This is a genomic window from Litoreibacter janthinus (genome assembly GCF_900111945.1).
Taxonomy (GTDB): domain Bacteria; phylum Pseudomonadota; class Alphaproteobacteria; order Rhodobacterales; family Rhodobacteraceae; genus Litoreibacter; species Litoreibacter janthinus.
Genome location: NZ_FOYO01000001.1, coordinates 673,929 through 690,130 on the forward strand (window position 1 = coordinate 673,929; position 16,202 = coordinate 690,130).

Consider the following 16,202-nt stretch of genomic DNA (forward strand, 5'->3'; position numbering starts at 1 on the left):
TGGATACTGCGATGAACCGCCTCTATCACGCCCCGCTCTCCCCTTTCTGCCGCAAGGTGCGCCTCGTATTGGCTGAAAAGAAGGTCGAGATCGAATTGGTCGAAGAGCGCTACTGGGAACAAAACACTGATTTCATGCAGCGCAATCCCGCTGGTAAGGTTCCGATCCTGAAGATTGACAGCCAAACCCTGAGCGAGAGTCAGGCGATCTGCGAGTATCTTGAAGAGGTCATTCCAGAGCCGGCTCTGCTTCCGAAGAAGCCAGAAGACCGCGCCGAGGTGCGCCGTCTTGTGTTCTGGTTCGACGACAAGTTCCATCAGGAAGTCACGTCGAAGCTGCTTTACGAACGGGTAAACAAGAAGATCATGGGGCAAGGCTATCCGGAAAGCCGGAATGTGAAGCTTGGTGCGCAGAAGATAAAATATCACATCGACTATATGGGTTGGCTGCTGGATCAACGGCGTTGGTTGGGCGGTGATCAACTAAGTCTCGCGGACTTTACTGCGGCGGCCCATTTCTCCTGTCTCGACTACATCCGTGATGTGGATTGGAACCGGAACGCCAATGTGAAGGACTGGTATGCGAAAATAAAATCGCGTCCTGCCTTCCGGTCGATTCTCGCTGACCAAGTCCCGGGCTTCCCGCAGCCGTCCCACTACTCGGACTTGGATTTTTGAGTTTAAAGGACCGGCTGCGTTCACAAGCGCTTGCGGAGGGTTTCTCGAAAATGGGGGTCTGCAAGCCGGACGCCATTCCCGAAGCTCCGGAGCGGCTGGCGGCATTTGTGGAAAAAGGGCTGCACGGCCAAATGGCGTGGATGTCGGAACGCATGACTTGGCGCGGCAATCCATCCGCACTGTGGCCTGAGGCGCGGTCGGTCATAATGCTGGCCGAAGTTTACACGCCGGACCACGATCCCCTTGAGAGCCTGAAACTGCGCGATAGGGCCGCGATCTCGGTCTACGCACAAAACCGCGACTACCATGATATGGTCAAGAAACGGTTGAAACGGGTTGGCCGATGGCTGATCGATCAGGCTGAAGGTGCGGAGATAAAGGTTTTTGTCGACACCGCCCCAGTTATGGAAAAGCCATTGGCACAAGCCGCAGGCCTTGGTTGGCAGGGAAAACATACGAACCTTTTAGCTCGTGATCTGGGCAACTGGTTTTTCCTTGGGGCGATATTCACTACTGTTGAAATAGACCCTGATACGGCGCAAACTGACAATTGCGGGAGCTGTCGCGCGTGCCTGGACATCTGTCCGACCAGCGCCTTCCCTGCCCCATTCCAGCTCGACGCTCGCCGCTGCATCTCATACCTGACCATCGAGCACAAAGGCCCTGTTGATCTGGAACTCCGCAGCAAGCTTGGCAATCGCATCTATGGGTGCGACGACTGTTTGGCGGTCTGCCCGTGGAACAAATTTGCACAAGATGCACAGGAAGTCCGATATGCTGCGCGAGACGACCTGCGCGCGCCATATCTCGAAGAGCTGTCTCAGCTGACCGACACTGCGTTTCGTGAGCGGTTTTCCGGCTCGCCGATCAAACGGATTGGTCGGGATCGTTTCGTGCGCAACGTTCTCTACGCGATTGGCAACTCCCAAAGGCCAGAGCTGATTGACGCGGCGCGCAATCTCTCAGATGATCGTGACCCGACCGTTGCTGACGCGGCGCGCTGGGCCGTTGAAAGGTTGATATAGTGCCTCACCTTTTGAGCGTTGGTCATGGCTATTCAGCACAAGCGCTAACGCGTTTGCTCCTACCGCAGGGTTGGACGATTGCTGGAACAACGCGTTCTGACGAAAAGGCAGAGAAATTTCAGACCCAAGGTGTGCAACCCATCATCTGGCCGGGCGAGGATTTATCGGACCAAATTTCGGAGGCGACACATCTTCTTGTATCTGCTGGCCCAGATGAAAGCGGCGACCCGCTGTTAAATGCCGCTCGCCCGCTGCTTGCCACTCATGCCAAGGATCTGGAATGGGTCGGCTATCTGTCCACAACCGGTGTTTACGGGGATCATCAAGGCGGATGGGTTGATGAGGCGTCGCCGCTAACCCCGTCCACCAAACGTGGTCGTTATAGGGTAGAGGCCGAAACGGAATGGCAAAAGCTCGCTAAAGAATCTGGTTTGCCGCTCCATATTTTCCGGTTGGCGGGAATCTATGGTCCGGATCGCGGTCCGTTTGCGAAGGTGCGCAATGGCACAGCGCGACGGATCGTGAAACAAGGGCAGGTCTTCAGCCGAATACATGTGGACGACATCGCGCAGGTCTTGGCAGCTTCCATTCGTCAGCCGAACGCAGGCGCCGTTTATAACGTGTGCGACAATAAAGCGGCTCCGCCGCAGGACGTGATCGGCTATGCGGCCCAGCTTCTTGGACTGCCAATGCCTGAAGAGGTGAACTTTGAGACGGCTGAAATGTCGCCAATGGCGCGGAGCTTTTATGCTGAATCCAAGCGTGTGCGAAACGATCGCATCAAGTCAGAATTAGGGGTCAAGTTGCACTACCCTGACTACAAATCGGGACTTCAGGCTCTGTTGGGCGCTGAAGACACATCCGTGTGACGCTTAAAAAAGTGGATTCCTGTCGCGTCTGTTTTTGGGTATAGTCACGCAAAAATGGGATGGTAACTCATATGCGTTCGGTGCTTTTTCGGGGCCTGGTTCTGGCCTCTCTGCTGATCCTGTCAGCGTGCTCGTCTAAATTTATCACGTATAACGGACCGCAGGTGACCAAGCTCGAGGTCCATAAAGGGCAGCGGACTCTTAAGGTGTTCAGCGGAAACCGCGTGTTGAAGACCTATAAGGTCGATCTTGGCTTTGGCGCCGAAGGGCACAAACGTGTTGAAGGTGACGGGCGGACGCCGGAAGGGCGCTACACGATTGACCGGCGCAACCCGAACAGTTCGTTCTATCTGTCGCTTGGCATTTCCTATCCGAATACAGCAGATCGCGCCTATGCGCAGTCTATTGGCAAGTCCCCCGGCGGCGACATCTTCATTCATGGAGAGGCGAATAAATCCGGAAGACGCGGGCCAGATTGGACCGCCGGGTGCATCGCCATCAGGAACAAAGAGATGCGTCTGCTTTACGCGATGGTGAAAAACGGGACTGTCATCGACATCTTCCCGTAAGCGGGCAGCCTTAGCTGCCCGTTACCATGGTCCACCAGATTTTGCCGCTTGGCTCTTGGAACCACGAGAAGCCCATTTTGCGAGCGCGTGGAGACAGAATCACATCGCGCGTCGATGGGCTTTCCATCCAAGCGGCGACGGTTTCTGATTCGTTTTCGTAGGTTTCGGAGATGTTCTCGCCAACCATTTCGCCCTCATAGCCGGTCCGCGCAACCCGATCGAGCGGCGAGGAGCCGTCAGACCCGAAGTGCCAAGGGCGGTTTTGAACTGACATGTCGCGTGAATGGGTCGCGGCAGCAGCGGTCAGTTTGCTGTCGAGTTCCAGCGGATTCTTACCGCCTGCAACGCGCAAAGCGTTAACAGAATCGAGTACGCGGAACTGAATTTTAGCCGTATCTGTGGCTTTGATCCGGTAGACCCGCGGGAGCGGCTTGCCGTCCGGTCCGACCGACGGACCAGTGGGAGTACAAGCTGATAGCGCAAAAAACGCTGAAATGAGGATGAGGAGCAGTCTTGCCATACCAAGTATTCCTTAGAAATTTGTCACTGCTTAAACCGAACAGTGGGTCTGTTCAAACACGGTGGTGGAAAATGGCCGATCACATCATGGTTTGATTTGTGATTGAGGCATTCTCGCCATAATAATGGGACGAAGACTTACTCAAGGAGGGTATGATCCATGAGAAATAACAATTTCACTGGCATTAGTCGCCGTGGTTTCTTGCTGACTGCTGGTGCAGCTACCACTGGGTTAGCAATGCCGGCATTTGCGCAGAACGGCGCTGATACGACCGAAGGTGACCGCGATTTGACCGAAGTCGTGCGCCGCAACGCGTCAAGCTTCCGCTCTTTGGAATGGCAGCCGTATTTTAGTAACCTGAGCAAAGGCGCGATTCTTGTCGATATTGACAGTCGCGCCCTGCACATGTGGACGGAAGACGGCAATTACAGCCTGTATCCGTCGTCTGTTCCGCTTTCCGAAGATCTCACTCGTCGTGGTCGTACCAGCATTATCCGCAAGGTCGACGGCCCAACTTGGAGCCCTACGCCTGCCATGAAGAAGCGCAACCCAGAGTGGCCGGACTTTGTCCCGGCAGGCCCAGATAACCCGTTGGGGACACATGCGTTGTATCTTGGTTGGACCTATTACCGCATTCACGGCACGCACGACACGCGTAAGATCGGGCGGCGTTCGTCCAACGGATGCATCGGTTTGTTCAATGAACACATCGCTGAGGTTTTCGGGAAAGCTAAAGTAGGCACACAAGTGTTGCTAATTTGACGACATTCTGAATCGTTAAATCTGACCCTGCCGATCGGCCCATTGTGTTAAGCGAACATTGTTGGTTATACGATGGAACGAGATACTGTCTTGGGTGCCTGTGGATGGACCGGATAGTCTGGGTCCAGCGGGCGTATCTTGGAAGGATATATAGAGATGAAAAAAATCGTACTTGCAGCAGTTTTCACTGCAGCCGCTTCTTCTGCTTTCGCTGGTGGTCTTTCCGACCCAATCATCGAAGAGCCTGTAATCGTTGAAGAAACTTCTTCTTCCGCTGGCGGCGTTCTGATCCCACTGCTGTTCCTGGTTTTGGCTGCTGCAGCCGCTTCCTAAGCGCACGGATTTCCGAATTCTGGAAAGGGCGTTCGAGCAATCGAGCGCCTTTTCTGCGTCTGGGGGGTGCCGTGAAGGCGCCCCTTATTCGTTTGAAAGGCCAGCCTCGGAAGCGATCTGCTTGCGAGATTTGCGCTCACGTTCTGTTGCGGATTTCAGCTGGCCACATGCTGCCATGATGTCCTCTCCACGCGGGGTGCGGATCGGTGACGCATAGCCAGCTTTGTAAATGATGTCGGCAAACGCCTTGATACGCTTCCAATCCGAACGCTGATATGGCGCGCCGGGCCATTCATTGAACGGAATCAGGTTAATCTTGGCCGGAATGCCTTTGATCAGTTGGATCAGGCGCCGCGCATCGTCGTCGCTGTCATTGACGTCCTTAAGCATAACATACTCGAAGGTAATCCGCTCGCTGTTGGACACCTTGGGATAGCTGCGCAAGACCCCAAGCAGCTCTTCAATGTTCCAACGCTTGTTGATCGGAACGAGCTTGTCGCGCACGTCATCTGTCGTCGCATGGAAGGAGATCGCCAGTAGGCATCCGATTTCTTCGGCCGTCTTTGCAATTTCAGGCACGACACCTGAAGTCGACAGCGTAATCCGACGGCGAGACAAACTGATGCCCTCAGGATCCATCGCGATCTTCATCGCGTCCCGCACATTGTCAAAATTATAAAGTGGCTCACCCATACCCATCAGCACGATGTTGGAAAGAAGGCGCGCCTCGTCCTTCGGGTGACGTCCGGGTTCGGGCCACTCGCCCAGATCGTCGCGTGCCAACATAACTTGACCGATGATCTCGCCAGCGGTCAGGTTGCGGACCAACTTTTGCGTTCCAGTGTGACAGAAAGAACAGGTAAGCGTGCATCCGACTTGGCTGGAAATGCAAAGCGTACCGCGCCCATCCTCGGGGATGTAAACCACCTCGACCTCATGACCGCCCGCAATACGAACCAAGTACTTGCGGGTCCCGTCTTCACTGACTTGTCGGGTGACAACTTCGGGAAGGGCAATTTCGAACTTCTCCGCAAGGAGTGCGCGGTAGTCCTTGGCGAGATTGGTCATGCTGTCGAAATCGCGCACGCCCTTCTGGTACAGCCACTGCCAGACCTGTCCGGTCCGCATCTTGGCCTGCTTTTCGGGAGTTCCGGCTGCAATCAACGCATCCCTCAGCCCGTCACGGGTGAGGCCAATCAAATTGACGCGGTCGCTTTCTGGAAGCTTGCGCGGAATGGTGAGCAGATCTTGTGTGATCGGAGCGTTGGCGGTCATCGTGGGCCTCACGTTAACAGAAGGCCGTCGGATACACTAAATTAGTGCAAAGGGAAACCGGCGGCTTGGTGAACCTGCGCTACTAGGGGCCGCACTAGGCTACATGCAAGACGCGCTTCTTCAGCCGAAAGTGACGGGCGCGATGTTGATTGGCCTTTGGGCCCCAAATCAACAGCAAGATTGCCGCAATATAAAAGATGACTCTGCAGAAACCCAAGTGAGACATAGGTCACGCCGCGCAAGCCTTCGATCTGACGCACTTCGCCGATACCGATCAAGTCTTTTGCCGATACCAACACTTCCCGCGCGGAAAATAGCACGTCAAACATTTGGTGCCGAAGGGCGATGCGTTGTGTTGGAGCAAGGTAAATATCGGCACCTGGCCGTTCCTGACCAAAGGTTCCTGATGGTATATGAACGGGGGCGCTGTAGGGCGACTTCAACAAATCGACGTCTCTGAAGGCCACGCATTTGATCGTTTGCATGCCAAGGTCCTTGGTCAGAACGCGATCGCCTGATTTGAGATCTTCGATGCAGCGCTCGCCAGAACTGGTCATAACAGGCGTGCCGACGCTAAGCCCCGCGGGCGAAAGTCGAACGGCGCCCGACGTTTTTTCACGGGGAAGACGGATAGTACCAGTGTTGATGGATACGGTCATTATGTGCTGCCTGTTGGCCGGATTTGTCCGGTCTTAGTCTGAAGGGGGTTAAGGAACCTTGGCAGCCGATCCCTTAACCCTGAAATTTTGAGTAAATTACCCGCCGCAGCGTTTCGCGGCATCTTCCAGCGCAGCTGTAAAACCGAGCAGGGAGAACGTATCTTGAGTGGTCGTGCCCCGTTTGGAGACGCCCGTAATTACGGCATCGGCGCCGCGCTTCATCGCTGAGATGATCTTGTTGTCATCCGCAGGTGTGGGTGCCCAAGCCGTTTCGTTGCTGGTGAAAAGTTCAAATTGGCTGTCACCAATCTTCAAGCTCACCGTCGCCCCGTCGGGATAGGGGTAGCCGCCAGTGAAGGACACTTCGCCGAGTTTACCTGCGCCGGGCCAGTAGCTGACGAACATCAGCGTATCGCCACGAGTCACCGCCACAACGCGGCCGCCCTTGGTGTTCACGACTTCCTTCGGGCTAGATACGATCCAGCATTGGGTCGGGTTGTCTTCCACGAACACGCTCCAGTCCGTCTTGGACGCAACGCGGTTGGTCGACTGTTCCTGAGCGGAAAGGGGGCCTGTGGCCAAAACGAAAGCCGCGCTTACGGCTATGCCTTGCAGCATCTTTTTCATGTATCTCACAGCTCCAGCTGTTTCTGCCTCTTGTGCGTCGAACGATCCTTAGCGGATTCAACTTATGCCGACACAGCATATTATTATCTCGATTGCAAAACGATAGCCCAGAATGCATGTGTTGGGGAAGGCCTGTTGGCGGATTTTCGCTTTTGAAGGAGGCGTCTATGACACAACCCATCCCTATGGTCGAAATCTGGCGGGGCGACCTTCTTGAATCACAACATCTGGGACATGCGGTCGTGTGCGACTCCAGTGGTCAAGTGGTTGAAGCATGGGGTGATGACGAAAAGGTGATCTACCCCCGCTCGTCCTGCAAGATGCTTCAGGCGCTTCCGCTTGTCGAAAGTGGTGCTGCTGATGCCTTTGGTTTGACCTCTGAGCAACTGGCGCTGTCCTGCGCATCGCACAAAGGTGCGGCGATCCACACGGATCGCGTGCAGGTTTGGCTGAATGATCTGGGACTTTCGGTGTCGGATTTCCGATGCGGTCCGCAAAAACCGTCCGACAAAGACGCTCATGAGGCGTTGGTGCGTGCAGGAAAGCAGCCCTGCCAAATCCACAACAATTGTTCAGGTAAACACAGCGGCTTCCTTACGCTGACCAAGCATTTGGGCGCGGGTTCAGAGTACACGCAGGTCGACCACCCCGTTCAGCGCGCAGCACGTTCAGCCTTTGAGGAAATGACGGGCGAAGATGCGGAGTTCTATGGAATCGATGGGTGTTCCGCGCCGAACTTCTCGACCTCGGTGACCGGCTTAGCCCGCGCGATGGCGCGTATGGCGAAACCCACGGTCAAGGGAGCACGGGCGCAAGCATCGGAAAGGTTGGTCAACGCCATGCGCACGCATCCCGAGCTCGTTGCTGGAGAGGGCGGCGCCTGTACTGAATTGATGCGGGCGATGAACGGCAAGGTCGCAATCAAGACCGGCGCCGAGGCTGTATACGTCGCAATCCTGCCTGAACAAGGTCTCGGGATGGCGTTGAAAATTGCAGATGGCGGGACCCGCGCTGCGGAAGCAGCGATTGCAGGTCTTTTGGTGAAATATGGGGCATTGGACGCCAATCACCCGATGGCACGCAAGCGGTTGCATGGGCCAATCCTGAATCGGAACGGTCTGAACACAGGCCACATGCGACTGAGTCCCGACTTTATTCAACTCTGAAATGGGTCAGTGTCCGGCGGGGCCAGCTCTGATATCAATTCATGAATTTTGGGCTTCTTCAAAGGCTTTGTTAAGTAGTGGCTTAGCCCAGCTTTCCTGATCCGTTCCTCATCGCCCTTCATCGCATGGGCCGTCATGGCAATAATCGGGACCGGCACTGATCCGCGAGATTGCTCAATCTGCCGGATTCTGCGGCTGGCTTCCATACCGTCCATTTCAGGCATCGAAATGTCCATAAAAACGACATCAAACCTGCCTTTCTCAAACTCTGCTACCGCCTCAAGGCCGTTGACTGCCAAAGTCAAATCTACTGACACATCCTTAAGCATCTTCCGAAACACCAACTGGTTTGTTCTGTTGTCCTCAGCTGCAAGGATTTGCAGACGACGTATCTGGGAGTCTGGTGGTGCCCCTTGTGCAGCCTTGTTCAGGCAGTCGAAAAGGTCCTGTCGATGGAACGGTTTTTGGAGTGTCGCAACAGTGTCCGGCACCTTCACAGGATCAGCAGGTGCTACCATCGCGACGATCGGGGTCTTTGGAAAAGTGTTTCTCAATAGATCAATGGCAGAATTACCGTCGCAAAATTCACGATGATGACCAATGAATATGACGTCCGGTGCAGATTGGGTGGTCGCGGCCATCGCGTTGGGCAGCGCAATGATTGGCAGGCCAAGCAGAGCCATCTGGCGGGTAAGTATATCCAGATCCATCGCGTTGGGCTCGATCACGATGACTTTCTCAAAACCGTCTGGCACCATGTTGGACGTTGCTTCCGCCTCTGACACCAACGGCAAGGTGATCTTGAATCCGAAGCACGCGCCGTCACCCTTTACGCTGCTAAGCCAGACATCTCCGCCCATCTGCTCGACTAGCTTTCGTGTGATGGCAAGGCCTAGCCCAGTGCCCTCATACTTGCGATTTGCTTCGTCTTCGATCTGGTTGAATTCGCCAAAGATGTGGTCGACCATCCCTTCGTCCACACCCAGACCGCTGTCCTCAACAGTGAAGTGGAGTTGGCAAGTTTGCGCATCTGGATCGGTCATCCCGACGATGCGCACCATGACGTATCCCGCTTCGATGAACTTGACCGCGTTGCCCACAAGGTTGGTCAGTATCTGACGAATCCGGCCGGGGTCGCCGATAAATTCGGTTGGTAGAAACTGATCGTAATCGATCTGAAAATCGAGACCTTTCTGTTGAACGGTCGGGTCAACGATAAGGCCAACATCTTGTACCAAGCGTTCCAAGTCAAAGGGCTGAGGTTTAAGCTGGATCTTGTCGGCCTCGATTTTGGAGAAATCCAGAACGTCGTTGATAATGTCCAACAACGCCTCGCCCGAGTTGCGTATCGTTTGGGCATAGAGCGTGCTTTCTTCGTCCAACCCGTTCTCAAGCAGCAAATCCGCCATCCCTACGACACCGTTCATGGGCGTGCGGAGCTCATGGCTCATCTTTGCAAGGAACGCAGATTTGGCGCGATCAGCGGCTTGCGCTTTGTCCCGTGCGTCACGCAATTCATCTTCGCGCAAGATGTTTTCTGTAATGTTGAGCACCATGGAAACAACGCCACCATCAGAGGTCCGACGGTCCATCATCTTGACGTAAACGCCGTTCCAGAATCTGACCGTGACCGGCTCGATCTGCTCGAGCGCCCAGCGACCGAGCATCATGTCATACCAGTCTTCGGGAGCCTGCCCGTGCAGGTCCACGATCCCTTCGTCGATACAAAGATCAAGTATGGAGGCATAGTTTGTACCGGGTCCAACCGCGCCCGCCCCTTCAAACGCAGCCAAATAGGGTGGGTTGGCGGCGATGAGGTTGAGCTTGGCATCGAAGAGCGCAAAGCCGTCGCGAATGGTATCGATAGCGTCCCAAAGCAGGCGCTCAACTGCAACAACCTTGTGGTTAGCGGCGGCAAGATCTTTGACGACGCGCGTGTTCTGCCCCTCCAACTCTTGAACGACGCGTCGTTGGTCAACAATCTGACCGGACAAATCCAGAGCATGAGCTGACAACTTGCGGTTTGCGGCGGTTAACTCTGCCTGCTTTTGTTCCAACAACCTTTCCGCAGCCAGGCGCGCACGCCTTTCTTGCAACAAGTCTTGGTGTGCCAAAGTAGGTTCCATCACTCTCGAATCGTCCAGCCGCTCTGGGGCACAGATTTGCGGAACTTGGTGAAAACGCGCTTAACGGCATTGGCTTGCCCGACTCGGCCGGACTGTGCGAGCCTCACGGAGTATTTTGACATAGGGGCTGATATGGCATTCCGATTTATTTCAACGGGTTTGGTACTTTTCGCGACGGCGTCGATGGCGCTGGCAGACGGCCTAATTCCAGAACGCCGAATGACTTTGACCCGCGACGTGGACTTCTATGGCAGTGATCTGACGAATATTTTTGACACGAGCTTTGATGCCTGTACACGGGCTTGCCTGACCGAACCTGCTTGCAAGGCGTTCACCTTCAACACCAAATCCAGCGCATGTTTCCCAAAATCGGACATCTCTCAAAGCGAGCCGTTCGAAGGTGCATTGTCCGTTCGTGTCAAAGACGCAACTCCGACCGAATTGCAACGCGCTGACGCCCAGCGAACGCAAGCAACGTTTTTGACTGAACGCGATCTCGAGGCCGCCTTTAGGCAGGCCTCAACCATGGTCAACCGATATGCCGCAAACGGATTTACGACGCAGCAGTTTATTGACGCCGCATCTAAGTCGCGCGATGAAGAAAAGCCAAATATCGCGATGCGCTTCTTGGGTGCAGGCCTCACGATAGACGATCGCCCAGACCTTTGGGAGCAATTCGCCCGCGATGCGGCAAGTGCTGCGAAGAAAGACAAATCCAAACAACGGGATTTTAATCGCATTTATCTCAGTGCTTCGCTGAATGCTTACTTACGTGCAACCGGCCCCGCGATGTCTGTGAATGCCCTCACGCTGATGGCAGATGCCTTGGAGAGAAATGGACGCGGTCGCGATGCCATTGCTCCCCTACGCTTGGCGCAGGCATTGCAGCCTCGCGACGATACCGAAAAGGCGCTGGACCGCGTCATCGGGTTGTTCGGCTTTAATGTCGCCGAAACAGATGTGGAGAACAATTCTGCGGAGCCGCGAATCTGCGTCGCCTTTTCGGAGCCTTTGGCGAAAACGACCGATTATGCCCCCTATATCCAATCTCAAATCGAAGGGTTGAGTGTCGAAGCACAAGATCGCCAGCTTTGCCTTGGCGGCCTTGTTCATGGAGAGCGGTATCGCTTCACCTTGCGCCAAGGTTTGCCAGCGGCATCCGGTGAGATGCTTCAGAAGCCAATCGAGATCACGCAATACGTTCGCGACCGTGATCCGTCCGTACGCTTCCCGGGGCGAGCGTATATCTTGCCCAGCAGTGGAGACGCGGCGCTGCCTGTTGTCGCTGTGAACTCGGAAGTGCTTGATCTCACGCTCTACAAAGTGTCCGACCGCAACATCCTGCGCACAATGCAAAGCGACTTTTTCGCGCGACCGTTGAGCTACTATGGCGAACGCGAGTTCCGGTCTTCGATGGGGGTCGAGATATGGTCTGGGCAAGGCGATGTGCAGTCCGAGCTGAACCAAGAAGTGACCACGCGACTGCCCGTGTCGGCTATCGTGGGCAGTATGGCCCCTGGTGTGTACGCACTTCAGGCCGCGATCCCAGGCGCGTCATCCAACGAAACTGCGCCCGCAACTCAGTGGTTTGTCATCAGTGACTTGGGCGTGACCAGCCTCGAGGGCGTGGATGGATTGCACGTCTTTGTGCGCGGGTTGTCGGACGTCGCAGCAAAGGATGGGGTTTCGGTTTCGCTAGTGTCCCGTGCCAACGAGGTGCTTGAGACAGTCCAGACAAATTCTGAAGGGTATGCCCTGTTTAACCCCGGACTGATCCGCGGCACTGGCGTTGCTGCGCCGGGATTGCTGACGGTTCAAAAGGGAGAGGACTTCGCCTTCCTGTCATTACGCGATCCGGAATTTGACCTGTCCGACCGCGGTGTCGAAGGACGTCCAGCAGCGAAACCAGTAGATCTCTTCGTCACAACCGAGCGCGGTGCTTACCGCGCCGGAGAAGTCATTCATGCTTTAGCTCTTGCACGCGACGGTGGGGCGAAAGCTATCGAGGACCTTTCGCTTATAGCGGTTTTGAAACGCCCAGATGGGGTCGAATACGCTCGCATCACCGAGAAGGATGCGGGAGCAGGTGGGCGCATGTTTGACCTGCCACTTGGCACCGCTGCGCCGCGCGGAACCTGGACGCTCGCGATCTATGCGGACCCTGATGCGCCAGCCTTGGCAGAGCAAAACCTGCTGGTCGAAGATTTCCTACCCGAACGTATTGATGCGACTTTGACACTGCCCGAAGGTCCGATTGAAGCCACTAGCGGGCGACCTGAGTTAGACATCGAAGCACGCTACCTCTTTGGCGCCCCCGGTGCTGATCTGGCGGTTGAAGGCGACATTGTCTTGCGCGCTACGACTTCATTGAAAGGCTATGAAGGTTACACTTTCGGGCGCGCTGACGTGCCTTTCCGTCCGCTGCGGAGCGGTTTCGCCTCGAATGTGCGAACCGACAATGCGGGCAACGCGACTGCGCTCCTGGACATGCCGGAGCTTGCGGAGGTGATGCAGCCCTTGGAGGCCGAAGTCATCGTCCGCGTGCGTGAAGGGTCCAACCGCCCGATTGAGCGGCGGATCACCCGCCCTGTGTTGCTTGACCGACCGCTCATCGGTGTGAAACCGTCCTTCGACGGCGTTCTTCCTGAAAACGGCGAGGCCAGCTTTGCGGTGATCGCTCTGGCGCCCGATTTGACCAAGCAAGATATGCAGGTGAAGTGGACCATCAACCGCATCCGGACGGAGTATCAGTGGTATTCCAACTACGGCAATTGGTATTGGGATCCCGTCACGACCCGCAGTCGTGTGGCATCGGGTGAAACTAGCATCGAAGCTGGTGAACCGCTCCAGATTGGCGCACCTGTGGAGTGGGGCGAGTATGAGATCAAGGTCGAGCGGATTGATGGCCCATATGTCGCCACCTCGGTAAATTTCCACGCCGGGTGGTACGCAAGTGCGAACGCCGCCCAGACCCCCGATCTGTTGGAAGTGTCGCTCGACAAGCCACTCTACAAGGCAGGTGATACCGCCACGCTACGTGTTGTGCCGCGCTATGCAGGGACTGCTTTGGTCACTGTGATGTCAAACCGCCTGATCGATATGAAGGCGGTTGAGGTCGTCGAAGGCGAAAACCTGATTTCGTTTACGGTAACGGATGAGTGGGGCAGTGGGGCTTATGTGTCCGCTTCTGTTTTGCGCCCGATGGATGTCGCTACGGGTCAGAACCCTGCGCGATCACTGGGCTTGTCCCATGCAGCTATAGATCCTGAAAATGCCAAGCTGACAGCGCGCTTCGAGACAGCCGGAGAAAGTGCGCCACGCGGACCGCTTTCCGCTCGCTTAAAGGTGGAAAACGGAGATGGTGAGACTTATGCCATGATCGCCGCGGTGGATCAGGGGATTCTGAACCTCACCGGATTTACCCCGCCTCACCCGTCTGACCACTATTTCGGGCAGCGCAAGCTCGGTGTTGCAATCCGAGACGTATATGGCCGTCTTATCGACGGAAGTACCGGGGCCATGGGTGCTGTTCGTTCCGGCGGCGATGCAGGTGCGCAGCTTCGGGCAAAATCGCCACCTCCGACGGAGGAGCTTGTCGCTTATGTCAGCGGACCGCTGAAAGTGGGCGCGGATGGTGTCGTAGAAACGGTGTTCGACATTCCTGCCTTTAACGGGTCCGTCCGCCTTATGGCAGTGGTCTGGTCCAAAGACGGGGTTGGTGAAGCCGACGCCGAAGTTTTAATCCGAGACCCTGTCGTCGTGTCAGCCACCTTGCCGCGCTTCTTGGCGCCGGGCGATAGCAGCCAACTGATGCTCGAGATCGTCCATGCAGATGGCCCAACGGGCGAGATGCCGCTCTCCATTAGTTCCACTGGAATGGGGTTTGCCGATCAGATACCGGCTTCGGTAACGCTGGCTAAACAGCAAACCGCGCGACTGCTGTTGCCATTCACCGCGCGCGGATCTGAATATGCATCTGTTGAAATAACGCTGACCCTGCCGGATGGCAGAACACTGACGCAAACCCACCAAATTGAGTTGAGGCGGAACGATCCACTGGTCCAGCGCCGCAGTCAATTTGCGTTGGCTGCAGGCGGGACCTTCACGCTCGACCAAAACGCCTTCGCGGGATTTGTTGCGGGCTCGAGTTCTGTCACATTGGCTGCTGGTCCGCTGGCGCGCTTTGATGTGCCCGGTTTGCTCAATGCTCTTGATAAGTACCCCTACGGATGCACGGAGCAGGTGACCTCTAAAGCACTACCATTGTTGTATCTGGATCAGGTCGCCAACGCGATGGGATTGGAAAGCAGAGATGGAATCTCAGAACGCATCAGCCAATCCATATCGCTGGTGCTGACCAATCAGGCGTCGAATGGAGCCTTTGGCCTATGGCGCCCCGATCGCGGGGATTTGTGGCTGGATTCTTACGTTACCGATTTCCTAAGCAGGGCAAAGGCGCAAGGGCATGATGTTCCGAACGAGGCTTTCCGGCAAGCGCTCGACAACTTGCGCAACGAGGTCAACAGCGCCCCTGATTTTGAGAACGGGGGCGAAGGGCTTGCCTATGCGCTGTTGGTTCTGGCCCGTGAAGGTGCGGCGTCCATCGGTGACCTGCGCTATTACGCAGATACCAAATCGCAAGATTTCGCGACCGCCTTGGCCGCAGCTCAACTGGGTGCTGCGCTTGCGTCCTACGGAGACCCGGCGCGGGCGGATTCGATGTTCCGGCGCGCTGCCGTGTTACTTGATCGGGCCGAGGGCAACGCGCAGGTCTGGAGAGATGATTACGGCACCGATTTGCGCGATACTGCTGCGGTTCTGACATTGGCGGTTGAATCTGGATCTAATGTGCTGAACGTGGCAGAGATCGGAGCGAGAATTGCGCCCTCTCTCGGGGATGTGGTTGGCCGATCGACTCAGGAATCCGTTTGGACGCTTTTGGCAGCGAATGCTATGATCGGAAGACAAGGCGCAGGGCTTTCCCTAAATGGTGAAGCCGTGGATGGCCCACTGGTCAAAGTGTTGGACGAGGACGCTCAGGAGGCTGTTCGGATCAGTAACTCAACGGCTGACGACACAACTGTCACTTTGACTGCGATCGGCGTATCCGAAGACCCGGTCGCAGCAGGCGGCAATGGTTATCGCATTTCTCGAGACTACTACGATCTGGACGGCAACCCCGTGGATGCTTCGCTGGTCACGTCCGGAACGCGGCTTGTCGCGGTGCTGACTGTGACACCACTTGCCACTGGTGAGGCGCGTTTGATGGTGAACGATCCACTTCCCGCCGGGTTTGAAATCGACAACCCCAATCTGCTACGTAGCGGGGACGTAAAGTCACTGCCCTGGCTCAATACTGACGCCAATGTTCGGAACACCGAATTCCGCGACGACCGCTTCCTTGCAGCTGTCGATCACTATGGAACGAAAGAGTTTCAGTTGGCCTATATTCTTCGTGCCGTTGCAGCAGGCGACTATCACCATCCCGCTGCGAGTGTGGAGGACATGTATCGCCCCTTCTATCGGGCTCGCACCGATCAGGGTCGTGTCCAGGTGCTGCGCAAGTGAAGCGAGCCCGAACAATAGGCTTCTTT

General features: G+C 55.8%; 13 protein-coding genes. 8 read left to right on the plus strand and 5 right to left on the minus strand.

Features of this window, described 5'->3' with window-relative positions; genetic code table 11:
* Window positions 1-11 precede the first annotated feature (11 nt).
* The 4 genes from fzlA (at window position 12) to BM352_RS03435 (ending at window position 3,140) form a co-directional block, all read left to right on the plus strand.
* Window positions 12-677, plus strand: a complete 666-nt coding sequence (gene fzlA, locus BM352_RS03420) for an FtsZ-binding protein FzlA (protein WP_090212538.1) — start codon at window positions 12-14, stop codon at window positions 675-677.
* On the plus strand, window positions 674-1,702 hold the full coding sequence (queG, locus tag BM352_RS03425) for a tRNA epoxyqueuosine(34) reductase QueG (RefSeq protein WP_090212540.1): 1,029 nt from the start codon (window positions 674-676) through the stop codon (window positions 1,700-1,702). The genes fzlA and queG overlap by 4 nt, the downstream gene beginning before the upstream one ends.
* Window positions 1,699-2,571 (plus strand): SDR family oxidoreductase, encoded by an 873-nt coding sequence (locus BM352_RS03430; RefSeq protein ID WP_090212543.1) that lies wholly within the window; start codon window positions 1,699-1,701, stop codon window positions 2,569-2,571. Before queG ends, BM352_RS03430 begins: the two co-directional genes overlap by 4 nt.
* A gap of 71 nt (window positions 2,572-2,642) precedes the next feature.
* Window positions 2,643-3,140: a L,D-transpeptidase family protein gene (locus BM352_RS03435; protein WP_090212545.1), complete on the plus strand. Its 498-nt coding sequence runs from the start codon at window positions 2,643-2,645 to the stop codon at window positions 3,138-3,140.
* Window positions 3,141-3,150: 10 nt separating this feature from the next.
* On the opposite strand, the gene dalA is transcribed toward BM352_RS03435, so the two are convergent.
* On the minus strand, window positions 3,151-3,660 hold the full coding sequence (dalA, locus tag BM352_RS03440) for a divisome-associated lipoprotein DalA (RefSeq protein WP_090212549.1): 510 nt from the start codon (window positions 3,658-3,660) through the stop codon (window positions 3,151-3,153).
* A 159-nt stretch (window positions 3,661-3,819) separates the two neighbouring features.
* Here dalA and BM352_RS03445 point away from each other — a divergent pair, with 159 nt between their 5' ends.
* Together BM352_RS03445 and BM352_RS18905 are read left to right on the plus strand one after the other, a co-directional pair.
* Complete coding sequence (locus tag BM352_RS03445) at window positions 3,820-4,422, plus strand: L,D-transpeptidase (RefSeq protein WP_090212554.1); 603 nt, start codon at window positions 3,820-3,822, stop codon at window positions 4,420-4,422.
* Window positions 4,423-4,578: 156 nt separating this feature from the next.
* Entirely contained in the window at window positions 4,579-4,755 is a 177-nt protein-coding gene (locus BM352_RS18905) for a hypothetical protein (RefSeq protein ID WP_090212556.1), read from the plus strand.
* Between the two features lie 84 nt (window positions 4,756-4,839).
* Here the strand turns inward: BM352_RS18905 and rlmN are convergent, their stop codons facing one another.
* From rlmN to BM352_RS03465, 3 genes are all read right to left on the minus strand, one after another.
* Window positions 4,840-6,030 (minus strand): dual-specificity RNA methyltransferase RlmN, encoded by a 1,191-nt coding sequence (rlmN, locus tag BM352_RS03455; protein ID WP_090212558.1) that lies wholly within the window; start codon window positions 6,028-6,030, stop codon window positions 4,840-4,842.
* A 41-nt stretch (window positions 6,031-6,071) separates the two neighbouring features.
* Window positions 6,072-6,689: a Hint domain-containing protein gene (locus BM352_RS03460; RefSeq protein ID WP_090212561.1), complete on the minus strand. Its 618-nt coding sequence runs from the start codon at window positions 6,687-6,689 to the stop codon at window positions 6,072-6,074.
* Between the two features lie 96 nt (window positions 6,690-6,785).
* A complete protein-coding gene (locus BM352_RS03465; RefSeq protein ID WP_090212564.1) occupies window positions 6,786-7,316 on the minus strand; it encodes an invasion associated locus B family protein in 531 nt (176 codons plus the stop codon).
* Window positions 7,317-7,483: 167 nt separating this feature from the next.
* On the opposite strand from BM352_RS03465, the gene BM352_RS03470 reads away from it, so the two are divergent.
* A complete protein-coding gene (locus BM352_RS03470; protein ID WP_090212567.1) occupies window positions 7,484-8,482 on the plus strand; it encodes an asparaginase in 999 nt (332 codons plus the stop codon).
* Here the strand turns inward: BM352_RS03470 and BM352_RS03475 are convergent.
* On the minus strand, window positions 8,473-10,539 hold the full coding sequence (locus BM352_RS03475) for a response regulator (protein ID WP_245780902.1): 2,067 nt from the start codon (window positions 10,537-10,539) through the stop codon (window positions 8,473-8,475). The genes BM352_RS03470 and BM352_RS03475 overlap by 10 nt on opposite strands.
* A 201-nt stretch (window positions 10,540-10,740) precedes the next feature.
* On the opposite strand from BM352_RS03475, the gene BM352_RS03480 reads away from it, so the two are divergent.
* Window positions 10,741-16,176: an alpha-2-macroglobulin family protein gene (locus tag BM352_RS03480; protein WP_090212572.1), complete on the plus strand. Its 5,436-nt coding sequence runs from the start codon at window positions 10,741-10,743 to the stop codon at window positions 16,174-16,176.
* Window positions 16,177-16,202: the final 26 nt, after the last annotated feature.